Origin of the sequence: Pseudophaeobacter sp. A-200-2, assembly GCF_041008815.1 — a bacterium.
Lineage (GTDB): Bacteria > Pseudomonadota > Alphaproteobacteria > Rhodobacterales > Rhodobacteraceae > Phycobacter > Phycobacter gallaeciensis_A.
Genome location: NZ_JAXGFU010000002.1, coordinates 1 through 12,987 on the forward strand (window position 1 = coordinate 1; position 12,987 = coordinate 12,987).

General features: G+C 58.3%; 10 protein-coding genes. 5 read left to right on the forward strand and 5 right to left on the reverse strand.

Annotation, left to right across the window (positions count from 1 at the left end; genetic code table 11):
• The 4 genes from SM766_RS02540 to SM766_RS02555 all read right to left on the reverse strand — a co-directional run.
• Positions 1-1,620: amidohydrolase family protein (locus SM766_RS02540; RefSeq protein ID WP_490363343.1), on the reverse strand; the 1,620-nt coding region annotated here is incomplete at its 3' end.
• A 294-nt stretch (positions 1,621-1,914) separates the two neighbouring features.
• Complete coding sequence (locus SM766_RS02545) at positions 1,915-2,841, reverse strand: ABC transporter transmembrane domain-containing protein (protein ID WP_368946813.1); 927 nt, start codon at positions 2,839-2,841, stop codon at positions 1,915-1,917.
• Between the two features lie 399 nt (positions 2,842-3,240).
• Positions 3,241-4,908, reverse strand: coding sequence for an alpha/beta hydrolase (locus tag SM766_RS02550; RefSeq protein WP_368946814.1), 1,668 nt, complete (start codon positions 4,906-4,908; stop codon positions 3,241-3,243).
• A gap of 309 nt (positions 4,909-5,217) precedes the next feature.
• A complete protein-coding gene (locus tag SM766_RS02555) occupies positions 5,218-7,005 on the reverse strand; it encodes an amidohydrolase (RefSeq protein WP_368946815.1) in 1,788 nt (595 codons plus the stop codon).
• Between the two features lie 674 nt (positions 7,006-7,679).
• Here SM766_RS02555 and SM766_RS02560 point away from each other — a divergent pair.
• Positions 7,680-8,525 (forward strand): transporter, encoded by an 846-nt coding sequence (locus tag SM766_RS02560; protein ID WP_368946816.1) that lies wholly within the window; start codon positions 7,680-7,682, stop codon positions 8,523-8,525.
• A gap of 428 nt (positions 8,526-8,953) precedes the next feature.
• Here SM766_RS02560 and SM766_RS02565 read toward each other — a convergent pair whose 3' ends face one another.
• Positions 8,954-9,505, reverse strand: a complete 552-nt coding sequence (locus SM766_RS02565; protein ID WP_368946817.1) for a calcium-binding protein — start codon at positions 9,503-9,505, stop codon at positions 8,954-8,956.
• A gap of 170 nt (positions 9,506-9,675) precedes the next feature.
• Here SM766_RS02565 and SM766_RS02570 point away from each other — a divergent pair, with 170 nt between their 5' ends.
• The 4 genes from SM766_RS02570 (at position 9,676) to SM766_RS02585 (ending at position 12,945) form a co-directional block, all read left to right on the forward strand.
• Positions 9,676-10,398, forward strand: coding sequence for a response regulator (locus SM766_RS02570; RefSeq protein WP_274829666.1), 723 nt, complete (start codon positions 9,676-9,678; stop codon positions 10,396-10,398).
• Positions 10,399-10,412: 14 nt separating this feature from the next.
• Positions 10,413-11,804: an ATP-binding protein gene (locus tag SM766_RS02575; protein WP_368947110.1), complete on the forward strand. Its 1,392-nt coding sequence runs from the start codon at positions 10,413-10,415 to the stop codon at positions 11,802-11,804.
• Positions 11,801-12,112 carry an SHOCT domain-containing protein gene (locus SM766_RS02580; RefSeq protein WP_274866713.1) on the forward strand — a complete coding sequence of 104 codons (312 nt, stop codon included), beginning with the start codon at positions 11,801-11,803 and terminating at the stop codon, positions 12,110-12,112. Before SM766_RS02575 ends, SM766_RS02580 begins: the two co-directional genes overlap by 4 nt.
• A gap of 374 nt (positions 12,113-12,486) precedes the next feature.
• Complete coding sequence (locus SM766_RS02585; protein WP_368946818.1) at positions 12,487-12,945, forward strand: c-type cytochrome; 459 nt, start codon at positions 12,487-12,489, stop codon at positions 12,943-12,945.
• Positions 12,946-12,987: the final 42 nt, after the last annotated feature.

The window sequence follows — 12,987 nt, forward strand, 5'->3', positions numbered from 1 at the left end:
GGACGCTTGAGCAATTTGAGGGCTCCGCGCCCGGCGCGCTTGCCCAATCAGACGACGGAGAATATGAAAACCAGACCCGCAGACTCTCGTTATGAATAAGGGAGCCTCGGGGGGCAGGTCACCGGGATGAACATCCGCGTTCAATTCTCCATCACGGATCACCGGATGTCCGTTGACAATAACATGTACGAAGCCTTTGGAGGCGAGGCTGTTCGTCCCAGCGTCGTACCCTGCCATTCCATTCACTTCGTCTGGATCGAAGATAGTGATATCAGCGAATGTTCCCGCTTGAAGCCGACCACGTTTTGCCATTGACGGGGCGAAAGGCTCAAGGAATTCAGCCTGCAAATAGGCTGTTTTGGCGATGATCTGCGGCATGGTCAGGGTGCCATCGTCGATCGCGATCCTGAGGTATTTGCCAAACGTGCCTGCGCTGCGTGGGTGGCCAAGACCAGCTCCGAATGGTGCGTCAAAAGGCAATGAATGCCCGTCATCATCAACCAGAGGCATACCATCGCTGCCGATGATGATGTCCGGGTGCAAGATGGCGGCCATCATGTCGGGTTCTTTTATGTGCTCCATCACGAAGAAGCCATCGGGACGTTCGGCGCGATATTTGTTGAAAGTCTCCTCGGTCAGCGTTTCCCCGGTTTCGACCCAAATCAAATCCGAATAGTCCATGCCGGTCCGTTCCTGCCACCCCGGAGAGAGGATCTCTGCGGCGATGAAGCTTGAACCTTTCACATAGGGAAAGGCTTCTCCCAGGATCTTCGCGCCATTCGCGTTGCCCCGGTCAACCATGGCAAGCGCGGCTTTTGTATCGGATAGGGCGTTTGTCGGAATATGGTGCAATACCAGTGGCACGTCATATGCCATCGACAAGGCAATGAATTCTTGCTGCCCTAACACTCCACTAGGGGCGATGTTGCTAAGGTAGCGGGGATGAGTGGTTAGGAAACTGTGGTTGTCAGACGCAACGCGCGCCATCCTAGCGATGCCTTCACTGCGGGCGGATGGATAGTATCCGACCATGACGCCAATCCCGAGTCCACCATTATGAATTCCGTCCGTAACCAAATCATCGATCTGATCCAGTTGTTCATCCGTGGCTTGGTTGACGGACCATTGATTGCCAGTCTTACCCGCCTTTTGCAGAGCGTGGGTCATCATTGGGCTGCCGTGGGACTCTACGCCATCCACCAACAATAGACGGGCAGAAGCATGGCCAACCGACGCTCCATAATTCGCCAGCGAGATTCCGGCCTTGGCTTCATAGTAGTCCGAAAGCGGCAGGGCGCCCGCTTCAAGGTCCATTTGTGTCGTGCGACCGTCGAAGATGGAAACCTTCTCGCTGTAGGGGTCCTGGCCATGGGCATGAAAATCGATGAAACCCGGAGCGGCGATCAACCCGCTGGCGTCAATCACGTCAGCACCGCTGATCGCTTCTGGTGTTACGATGGCGATCTCGTTGCCAGAAATGCCGATATTGCGAACTTGGTCCAGCATCGTTTCGGGATCGACGACGCGCGCGCCGGTGATGACCAGATCGTAACGTTCCTCTGCTGAAACAATATTGGACATCAATCCGATGGCGACGGCCATGGTGATCGTACGTATCATATCAAATCTCCAAGCTTGTAGAAAAATGGGCGGACTACCGACAGGCGAAGTCCAGCAAATCTGTATGTGAACGAGCAGCAGCCACCGTGTAGAATCCAAACACGGACCGCACCCTAAAAGGGCGATGTGAGTTTTGTTCGCTTCAACATTAGACTGTGGTACTGAGGCGGGACTTTGATCTCGGTTCGTTCCACCTTTCTTGACCCTTTTGCCTCAACAAGAATGCCAAACACCAGCTGCGTAAGGGCGCTGGCTGAATGGTTGCTTTGGGCTGTTCCCCGCAGCCCACAATGCTCATGTGCTTGCTGCAGCCTGTCCTAAAGGCAGCGTACGAAGCAGTTCGAACTTCACGCGATTAGCGCTGACCTGGCGATAAAAGGCGATCAGAAATGCCGTCGGCGCTTGCAGTCGACTCAATCCTAGGGTCGCGGCCACGACCGTGCCGACATCCGTTCTACCCTCAAGAACAAGCACTCCGCCCAGCATGAAGACAAAGACCGTGCCTGCACCATTGATGGCGCTCAGAATAAACTTCGTCGACAGCTTCCAGTGAAACATGGTGCGTCTGGTTTCATAGATTCGGTCGAAGTCTTCCTTCACCGAAGTCACGGCGGCGCGCAGATCAGTCTCTGTCAGCTGGTCAGCCGCGCGCCGCAGGATCTTCACCCGCTTGGCTAGCAACATGTTCACCTTGCTCTGAGAGAAGACCACGATCCCGATCTGCGGAACCAGCATCGAAAGCGCTACGACACCCAGCACGGGTTGCGTTGATGCGATGAAGCCGATCACGCTGATCAAGGTCCCCAACTGCATCACCGGTTCCGAGATGGCGGACCCGGTGAACATGCCAAGCTCTTCGGCTTCGGCCGAAATCGCGGTCGACAGTGCGCCGGTGCGAACACGACCGTTTATTCCTTGTTCACTGACGGCCCCATCCAGCAGTCTGCTGCGAAGTAGACGAATGACGTCCTCCCCAAGGATCTGAGATCGGTATCCCATAAGCCACTTCAGGCCAAGGCTGAGCAGGACCACGCCCATCATGCCGCCCCCGAGAATGAAGAGCTCCGACGTGTCAAAAGAGCCTTCGGTCAGAAGGTTCACGATGTCCTGCTGAAACTTGAGCGGCGCGGCCGCGAGTGCGGCTATGGACAGAGAAAGCAGGATCAGTACAATCTGGCGCGGAGCGCTTACGCGCCAAATCGCGGAATAAAGCTGAAGCATCTTGCCCCCCTTTGCGTGGTCGGCCAGGGACACAGTCGCGCCAAGGTCGGCATAGCACAACTCTGAATCATTCGCGTCCCTTCACCAACCGGCCTGTTTGTCCCCCTAGGCGCAATGTGGATTGTAGGGTGCGTTACGGGTGAGAACGGCCCACACTTGGCACAGCTGCCAAGCAAAGAGTTGCCAATTTGACGATGGGGACGGATTGGCAATGTCCATTTTCCGCACTTCGCTTACGCGTGAGCGAAGTGCGGAAAATGGAAAACGGATATCCGAACCCGACATGGAAGCAAACGAAGCGCCACGCTCTCTGCCTTGGCGGAATAGTGCGGTGGCGCCAATCGGCTTGCCTGAACTGGCCACGCCAACGAAGTGCTTGTCCCAAGCAGTCGGCACATTTCAGTTCGAACAGCCTCTCTGAAACCCGTTGTCACAATGCGCTTTCAGACGTTGGGTATCGCCGCTTGTCCAGCCCTTGGGTTCGGTAACCTGCACCCACGGGCCGATATAGTCCTGTGCATAGTAGGCATGGCCGTGCCCGGGCGGCGAGCCGAAGGACAGCGCCAGATCCAAAGCCAACTGAAACTGGGTCACTATAGGCATAAAGAAAAAGTGCTTGGACATATCATCCGCGGGCGGGTCACGCATCCATTGAGGTCGACGCCAAAGAGACGCCGGATCGTAGAAGACGACCGGATCACTGGAATACTGCAGAAAGACAATGCGCATAGGGCCCCAGGCGGAAGGTGACCCGGACGCATCGCTGGTGCGTGAAGCGTAGCGCACCAGCGAACCATCTCCGATCTGCGGTAAAACCCAGGAACTGCCCGGATTGCGATGTTTCTGGACGTAGTTCCAAAAATTCGAGGGAAACGGCGGACCTGCCCAGAAAGCCCCATCAATCGGGTCGTCCAGAAGCCGAAAAAGATTGGTTGCATGCATTGAGGACCAGGCACCGAGGCTGAGGCCATGCATGTAGAGCCGCGGACGGGCGCCCTCTGGAAGTGTTTTCCAGTACCGGTGAACAACCTCCTGAAGCGCAGTAGCTTGCTCGAGACCGGTACTGGTCTCAAGGATCAGCGCCAGTGGCGACTGTAGATACGAATACTGTACGGCAACCGTGGCGATGTCACCGTTGTGCATGTATTCGACCGGATCATGCGACCCAGGGTCCATCCAACCGGTTCCGGTGGGGCTCGCCACGATCAGAACCTCACGCTCGAAGGCGCCCAGACGGCGCAGTTCAGCCAGTGCCAATTCCGCACGTTCGCGGGGCGTGGCCGCATTGGCACGGCCGACATACACCCGGATCGGATCGCGCGCTGGCCGTCCTGTGAATGCCGATATGTCTTCCGCATCAGACCCCGACATAATGAAATCGCGGCCCGGCTCTCCGATTGCCTTCCAGTCGATCAAGGAGGCCGTACTTCCGGTTTTCCGCAGATCAGTCGGCGGTGGCGGGGCGTCATCGAACAGAGCCTGCGCCGCTTCATAGCTTTCATCAAGGACTGCGATGGTCCGGTCCAGAATGCCATCTCGTGTGACCAAGAAGAGGATCAGTACGACTGCGATCAGACTGAACACATTCGCCCTTCGTGGCGGCATCACCCGATAGAAGCGCGCCCGGATCAGCCGAAACAGCGATGCGACGAGCCGCCCGAGCACAAAGGTGCAGACGAGTGTCGCGGCCGCAATGATCGAGATCCACGCGAGGTGCAAAGCGTCGGCTGGCTCCATCCCCATTTTCTGGCGGAGATCGTTCTGCCAAGTCAGACTGGAAGCCAAAACCCACAGGAACATCACAACAATCGTTCCGGACACGATCCAGATCAGCACATTCGCCGGACCGCGCGACAAGCGCGGCAGGTCACCGGCATTCCACATGAGTGCAACGATCTGGCCGACCAGATATCCGAGCGCCGTGACCAACCCGCCAAGCACGCCCTGCAACTCGGGGCCACGTGGAATCAGGGACGGCGTCAGAGAGGCCGCGAAGAACAACAGGCCAAGCAAAAGGCAAGGAACTGAAATCGGGCCGAAGATTAGTGAAAGGATTCTCTTAGTCATCCAACTTTGTCCTTGGTGCCAACGCGCGGCTGCAGAACTGATCTTTCGCAAAACCTAGCCAGTGTCGGTTGCTTGCGAAACTGGGGCGGTGCCCATTCCGTCAACAGGCCCAGCTGCGTGTCTGCTGGCCGAAGCGCCAGTCGCACCAGGCTGTTCGATCCACAGGACATCAGAACCATCGCTTTGACCAGCTAAAGAGCGGCAAACACGCCAACGAGCAGTACATTGGCGAGGTCAATAAAAAACTTGGAAACGAGGGGCAGGACGATGAAGACCAAAGGAGCGGGCCCAAAATGCTTGGTGATGCGTTCAGGACGAGTAGACCTTTCTACCATCCATCCAGGTTTCGAGAACGCTGATGTTTTTGATAGCGTCGGGAGGTACATCGCGCGGGTCCTTTTCGAGGATGACCATGTCGGCAAGCTTGCCCGGTTCAAGACTGCCGACCTCGTGATCGGAAAATAGTTGCCATGCGGCCTCGGAGGTGAGCGCCCGGATCGCAGATTCAACCGATATCGTCTCCTGCGGCGCCAGAATGTAATCCGGCTCTTTCCAGGTGCGCCGGGTGACGGCCATCTCAATCATGTGCAGCGGGTTCGGGTCGGTCACCATGAAATCCGAATGCAGAGTGAAACCAACCCCGGCTTCTTCGACGCTTCGGCATCGGTCTAGCAACTGCGCCTTTTCCTCCCCAAATACCTCGTCACGCATCGCGACGCCCCAGTAGTGAACGTGACCGATCAGAAAGCTCGCCGACACACCGAGCTGCTGCATCCGTTCGATCTGGTCGTCGTGAAGTATCGAGCAATGCTCGATCCGCGGACGGACCCGGGACATGTCGACACCAGCATCAACAAGCGCCTGACAGGTGTCCAGCACATTATCGATCGCCGCATCGCCATTGCCGTGGATCGCAAGGTGCCAGCCCTTCCCGGCCCGCTCAAGCGCCATTGCGGTCAATTCATCAGGTTCCATATAGGCAAGGCCCCGGTCTTCGCTGTTCAGGTATGGTTCGCGCTGCAGTCCGGTGAACCCCTGGTTCGAGCCATCTGCCACCAGTTTGAAGCCCGCGATGCGGGCCATGGCATCCCCGTCCCCCTGATGGATACCCGCCTCGTCCCAGGCTTCGGTTCCCAAGGTATAGAAAGGATAGGCGCGGATTCGCGCCTTGAGGCGCCCGGATTGCGCCGCTGCAGCCATCACCTGCGCGTCCGCAGGCGACTGCGCTAGCGCGCCAAGGCTGAGTTCCGAGACCGTCGTGAGGCCGACCGCGCCCCATTTTTCCAACAGCCCAATCAGGCCTTCCACCGGATCGGCCTCCATCATGCCCGGGTAGTGCGAGGCAACCTGCAGGAACGCCACGTTGTTCTTCATGAAGCCGTTCAGGTTACCCTCAGCATCGCGGACAAACTCTCCGCCCGAAGGATTTTCGATGTCATTGGGGATCCCGGAGACTTCGAAGGCCTTGGAGTTGGCATAGGCCAGGTGCCCCGAGGCGTTTAAAACGAAAATCGGGTGCTCGGTTGAGATTGGATCCAGCTCGGCAAAGGTCAGCGCATCCGGTCCTTCCTGAACCGCAGGGTCGAAGTTGCGGAAAACCAGCCATTCACCCGCAGGCGTTTCCGCTGCGCGCTTTGCGATGTGGTCCAGCACTTCGGCGGCGGTCGTGAAGCGGGCCATGCCGACATAGTCCATGATGGAGTCCACCACGGAACCGGAAATAACATGGGAGTGAGCATCGATGAAGCCGGGCAAGACAGTCTTACCTTCAAGGTCGACGATCTTGGCATCCGCGCCAGCCACTGCGCGAACCTCACCGTCGGTTCCCACTGCCAGAATACGGTTACCGCGAAGAGCAATCGCTTCGACCTCGGAGAAATCATCATCGACGGTAAGCACATTGCCGTTGGTGAAGACGGTGACTGACTGCGACTGCGCTCTGGCGCCCCTTCCCATAACGGCTGCCAACCCTACACCGGCGGCACTCGTCTTCATGAAATCCCGACGCCCCATGCTGGTCCAGTTGATACCCCAGTTGCAGGACCAGCCTGTGCCACTCTCAGCCGCGGCTTTCAGCTTGCTGACGTTTCGGCTCACTTCAAACAACTTTCCAAAGGTGCCACTGCAGCACGGGCAACCAAACTTGTCTTGGGTCATGGGCTCATTCCTTTTCGGTCCGTTAAAGTTGTTGGCATTGCAGGAAGGAAAAGTCGGTCTTGCACAATATTGCAGCGGTTCAGCTGCGGTCTTGCGACGAGCTCCAAGGCTCCGAGGTGCCAGATATCACGACCCGATCTGCTGCAACCTGGTTCCAGCGCTCCGTTTAGACTAGCCAAAAGATGGCGGGATCGCGAAGGCTTTCGCCAACTGTAGGCATTCACGCCAACAATGCACATCTTCGACGGCGCAGCCATCGCGAGCCTACTTTGTGAACGGAATTTCGTCAGCACGGGCATGCGAGGCGACGTGCGGCGTCCTGAACAAAGCGTCCCTAGAAAATGAGAAGGCAGCTTCATTGCGCTTATGCCCCATAAAAATCATTCGCAGAATAGCAGTGTTCTCGATTGGTGGTTTTGACGCAAATCAACGCCAATAGCTCAAAACACGTTCAAGCTGTTTTCCAAAGTACTTCATGTGATCGCCAGCAGGGCGCGGCATTGTCTCTTGTCTGCTCCAATGCCGCGATTTGTTGCACTCAGCTCAGGTAGCCTAATAGCAGGCGGCCAGAGGAATTTTCCCGCATGGCGCATTGTCCAATAAGAGGATTGATTATGAGGATCGATATCTTCCGTACTGACCAGGCGCGACATACCGATGGCAGCTTTCACCCCGGATGGAGAAGGATGTCATTGACCGGGCTATTCGCCGCAATAACAGCGTTGATAATCCCCGGCAGAGTCCTTTCGCAGGACACAGATGACCTCGCCAAGCAACTCGCCAATCCGGTCGCAGATCTGATCAGCGTACCGCTTCAGTTCAATTACGATCGCTATGACGGCCATACTGATCGGTATCTCCTGAACATCCAACCGGTCATCCCCTTTGATCTTGGGGATGACTTGAACCTGATAACGCGCACGATAATACCCGTCGTCTCTCTGGATGGACCTGGCATCAACCAGAATGGCGTCGGCGACATTGTCCAGAGCTTTTTCTTGTCACCGAAGGTACCAACGGCGGGGGGCTGGATCTGGGGGGCCGGTCCGGTTTTTCTCTACCCCACTGGTGGGGACGGGGTGTCTGCCGACACCTTTGCTGCAGGCCCAACAGCCGTGGCTCTCCGCCAGCGGGGTCCCTGGACCTACGGCGGCCTTGCCAACCACCTCAGGTCGCTTGACGACAATCCAGGGACTAAGATCAACTCAACGTTTCTAAACCCATTCCTCTCTTACACTACGCCTACAGGGACCAGCTACGCTCTGCAGACCGAGGCAACTTACGACTGGGAGGTCAAGGAATGGTCAGTTCCAATCGGTGTTGTCGTGACACAGGTCTTCACGATTGGCTCGCAGCCCGTGTCCATAGGGGGCGGTGTCAGGTACTGGGCCGCATCACCCGGGAACGGCCCAGAAGGCTGGGGTGCCAGGTTCAACTTCACCTTCCTTTTTCCAAAGTAAAAAGCCCTTAATAGCTTTCCTATGCCTAGCAGGAATAACCGCGCAGGTGCTTGGCGCGGTGGGTAAATTATTAGCTGGTGCTGGGAGGCATCTGGCAAATTGCACCGAACATGAACAGAATGAGACATCTTGATTGAAAGGAGTATGGCAGGTTTTATGGAAGGGCATTCTGCGCACGGATCTTCTGAAGCTTTGGTCTTCGCGCGAACCGCATCACCCTCTCCTGCCTGGGTGTAGCGCAAGGTCGCGGCAACGGTTCCGAGGCTGCGCTGCCTTCGCTGTTCGCGGTGCTTGGTCATGTCTTGTCTTTTCGTCGGGCTTGTCACTCAGACGGCGGTCGTGCCGAGGGCGCATCGAACGGTTCCCGAGCGACAGGGGAGTGGCCCGGCCAATGCGACCGGACCCAAGGTAAAGGCGCCGATGCAGGATTACTCTTGTTCTGAAATGCCCTGCATCATCTGATGCCCGCCCATGCCTGTCCCATGCATGCCTTTCCCGTGCATCCGTTTCATCCGATTGGCGATGGCGCTCATTTCATCAGAGGTGATGGCGCCATCCCCATCCGCATCCAGATGCTGGAAACGGTCTACCATCGTCTCGCGCAGCATCGCGGCGTGCCAGACCGAAAATTCGTCAAGGGACAGGGTGCCATCACCGTCGGCGTCATAGTCTTTCAGGCCCGCCTGCATCTTTTTGCCAGGCATGCCATCCATCATGTCCGCCCCCATCATGGTCCGCATCATGTCGCGGTCCATCCGGGACATGCCGTGCCGTTCGGCGCCGCCGCCGTGCATCTGCATCATCTTATGCATCATGTGTTTCATCATCATCTCGTGGCGGTTGCCCTCCATCTGAGGCTTCTCATCCCCCATATGTGCCCCGCCCGTATTGCCTCCGTGATGGCGGCTGTCGGCCAGAGCGCCGCCGGCGGTGAGCAGGGAAACGGCGAGAATGCTTGCGGTTTTTACAAATGTCGGCATGAAATCCTCCTTTGGTTCGGGTCGATACCCATCACCTTGGGATGATTGCGCAGAATGAAAGGCCGTCGCATCATCAGAATTGTAACGGTCTGTCGTAAGCCGACTGTCTGATACAATCCGCTACAATTGCGATGGTGAAATTCAAACGGTCTTTCCGGTAGGACAAAAGCATGGGACCCCAGCCGCATATCCTTGTCGTCGACGATCACGCGCAGATCCGTGAAAGCGTGACGCGCTACCTTGAAAAAAACGGGATGCGGGCGACAGCGGCCAAGGACGCCGCCGATATGGACGTGCAGCTTGCGGCGGGGCATTTCGATCTGGTTGTGCTGGACGTGATGATGCCCGGTGAAGACGGCCTGTCGGCCTGTCGGAGGCTGGCCGATGACGGCACCGTACCAGTCATCATGCTGACCGCGCTGGGCGAAGAGAGCGACCGTATCTCCGGTCTTGAGATCGGTGCAGATGATTACCTTGCAAAGCCATTCAATCCGCGCGAGCTGTTGGCCCGGATCAAGTCGGTCCTGCGGCGGAGCAGGCGGCAGGACCCTCTGGCCGGGCGGCTGGCGGGGCACAGGGTGCGGTTCGAACATCTGGTGCTCGACACCGACCGGCAGATCCTCATTGATGACAACGCAGATGAAATCCCGCTGACTAGTTCGGAATTCCGGCTGCTGGTGGTCCTGCTGGAACGGGCGCGCATGGTGCTGAGCCGCGATCAACTGCTTGATCTCACGGCCGGGCGGACCGCCGGTCCCCTGGATCGCACCATCGACAACCAGATCAGCCGCCTGCGACGCAAGATCGAGCCCGATGTCCTGCGCCCCCGGATCATCAAGACGGTGCGCAACGGCGGGTACTGCCTGGCCACGGATGTGGAGGAGGAGGCGTGATATTACGCCGCCGGATGTCGCTGCGGGTGCAGTTAACCCTGCTGGTCGTTGCGGCACTGGTCGCAGCGCTACTGCTCAGCCTGTTCCTGTTCGCGGATGAACGCAGCCTCGCGATCCGCGCCGCGCTTGGCTTTGAAGCCGCCGGGCGCGCGGCAAACGTGGCGCGGCTGATCGAGGAAGCGCCTCCCGATCTGCATGCTTCGATCCTGCGGGCCGCGAACTCGCCGCTGGTGCGTTTCGAATTGGCCGATATCGCGTCGGTCCAGCACATGGATCATTCTGACGGCGGTCTTGTCGAAGCCCGTATCCGCACGCTGCTGGACGACAGTTACAGCCGGGATATCCACGTCGAGTTGCACCAGATCGAAGGGCAACTGATGCCGCTGCCCAACCTGTCGCCGGAAATGACCGACATGCATATGGCGATGATGCGGGGTGAGTTGACGGCGGTGGAGATGAACCTCTCTATCGCGATCCGTGGCGGTCAATGGCTGAACGTGGGCACTCGTTTTGAACGGCCTCCGATCCAGTGGCCGCTCTATTCGATGCTGACCTTCGCCCTGTCGGCGGCGGTATTGCTGGTCGTGGTAATCTGGTTCGTGATGGCGCGCCTGACTGGCCCCCTCAGGCGGCTGGCCCGAGCGGCCGACAGTCTTGGACGCGGCGAAGATGTGGTCGAACTGCCCGTCGCAGGCCCAAGCGAGGTGCGCGATCTTACCCGTGCTTTCAACCGGATGCAGGACCGCCTGACTCGCTTTGTGGGGGACCGCACGCGGATGCTTGCCGCTTTGGGGCACGACCTGCGCTCACCGCTGACCGCCCTGCGGGTGCGCGCCGAGATGGTCGATGATGAGGAAACCCGCGACAGCCTTGTGGTCTCGGTACAGGAAATGCAGGGCATGGTCGATGCAACGCTGACCTTTGCCCGAGGGCTGACCGGATCCGAACGCCCTGAAACCATAGAACTGCATGATTTTCTTTCGGCCTTGCGCGCCGACATACCAGGCGGTTTCGATCTTGGCGCCGGGCCTGACACAAAGGCGCGCTTGCGGCCCAATGCCATCCGGCGGGCGCTGCGCAATCTTATCGAAAACGCCAATCGCTATGGCGGCGGCGCCTCGGTGGGCTGGCAGCGCGTGGGCGATACTGTTGTCCTGACGGTTGACGACAACGGCCCCGGCATTCCGGAGGACGAGGCCGAGAAAGTCTTTGACCCGTTCTACCGGCTTGAGGCGTCGCGATCGCTGGAAACCGGGGGGCATGGGCTGGGCCTGTCGATTGCGCGGACGATCATCCAGGCGCATGGCGGCGACATCATCCTCAGGAACCGTGAAACAGGCGGGTTACGTGCCATCGTGACGATCCCGCTTGCCGGAGAAACACCCGATGAAAGGAGAGAAAGATGACCCTGAAACTCTGGAGTATGACTGCTACTGCGGGCCTTTTCGCCTCAACAGCAATGGCAGATCCCGAAGGCCACTGGGACGGGCATATGATGTGGGGCGGCGGCTATGGCGTATTCGGCGGGCTGATGATGCTGGTCTTCTGGGGCGTTGTCATCGCCCTGATCGTGCTGGCTGTGCATTGGCTGAGGGACAGTCGCCCGGGTGGCGCCCGGTCCTCCGATGCGCTCGATATCCTGCGGGAACGGCTCGCCAAGGGCGAAATCGATGAGGATGAATTCCGCCGTCGCAAGGCCACGCTTGAGGAATGACCGGACCCATCAGGTCAAACGCTCAAACAGCACAGGCCGGGCGCAGATCTAGGAGGCAGGACCGCTGAGGCCGACCCTATGCGTGTCATAGAACCCGGTTGCGGCCAGGGTCGCTAGATTGGTTTTTCGCCAGCATAGATGTGACCATGCTCCCGAAAAGCTGTGCTCGTCAGGCCGTTCCGCCGCCGGATCTGGTCAAGGATACAAACCGATACATTTCTTGCGGCCGTCCCAGCTTGCCGCATGGGGTGCCTTCGATATTCACTTATTCAAAGCAGGCAGAGGGCAGGCACGCCCCAAGCAGTCGAAAGAGCGTCCGCCGGAACGCAGGTCGGGCCTCATCTGCACTAGGAAAAGCGAAAGAAAGACACGAAATGAACAAGTTGACTGTTGTGGTAGCCGTCATTCTGGCTGGGGGCATCGGAGTCGGTGGCTGGCAGTACCTGCAACCCGAGGCCGCACCGGCCGGTCATTCGATGGCGTCGCCTGACACGGGCGCGCTTGCCCTTGGCGCTCCGATTGCAACGGTCGCGCTGCCGACAGAACTCTCTGGCAATGCCCAGCTTGGAAAATCCATCTTCGAAGCCAAATGTGCCGACTGTCACGGGGAAAACGCAGCAGGGCAGAACGGGGTTGCGCCGCCGCTGGTGCATAAGGTCTATGAACCCAGCCACCATTCCGACATGGCCTTTATCCTGGCTGCGCAGAACGGGGTGCGCGCCCATCATTGGCCCTTTGGCAATATGCCTCCGGTCGAGGGGGTCACGCCGGGTGATGTTAAGATGGTCATTGCCTACGTGCGTGAACTGCAACGTGCGAACGGGATCGAGTGATGCTCCTGGGTTCTTGATCTCCAAGGGCAGCAAAATTCAGCA

Coding starts and splice junctions, on each gene's coding strand:
- SM766_RS02560 (WP_368946816.1), top strand. CDS start 7,680: ATGAGGATCGATATCTTCCGTACTGACCAGGCGCGACATACCGATGGC.
- SM766_RS02580 (WP_274866713.1), top strand. CDS start 11,801: ATGACCCTGAAACTCTGGAGTATGACTGCTACTGCGGGCCTTTTCGCC.
- SM766_RS02575 (WP_368947110.1), top strand. CDS start 10,413: ATGTCGCTGCGGGTGCAGTTAACCCTGCTGGTCGTTGCGGCACTGGTC.
- SM766_RS02545 (WP_368946813.1), bottom strand. CDS start 2,841: ATGCTTCAGCTTTATTCCGCGATTTGGCGCGTAAGCGCTCCGCGCCAG.
- SM766_RS02550 (WP_368946814.1), bottom strand. CDS start 4,908: ATGACTAAGAGAATCCTTTCACTAATCTTCGGCCCGATTTCAGTTCCT.
- SM766_RS02585 (WP_368946818.1), top strand. CDS start 12,487: ATGAACAAGTTGACTGTTGTGGTAGCCGTCATTCTGGCTGGGGGCATC.
- SM766_RS02565 (WP_368946817.1), bottom strand. CDS start 9,505: ATGCCGACATTTGTAAAAACCGCAAGCATTCTCGCCGTTTCCCTGCTC.
- SM766_RS02570 (WP_274829666.1), top strand. CDS start 9,676: ATGGGACCCCAGCCGCATATCCTTGTCGTCGACGATCACGCGCAGATC.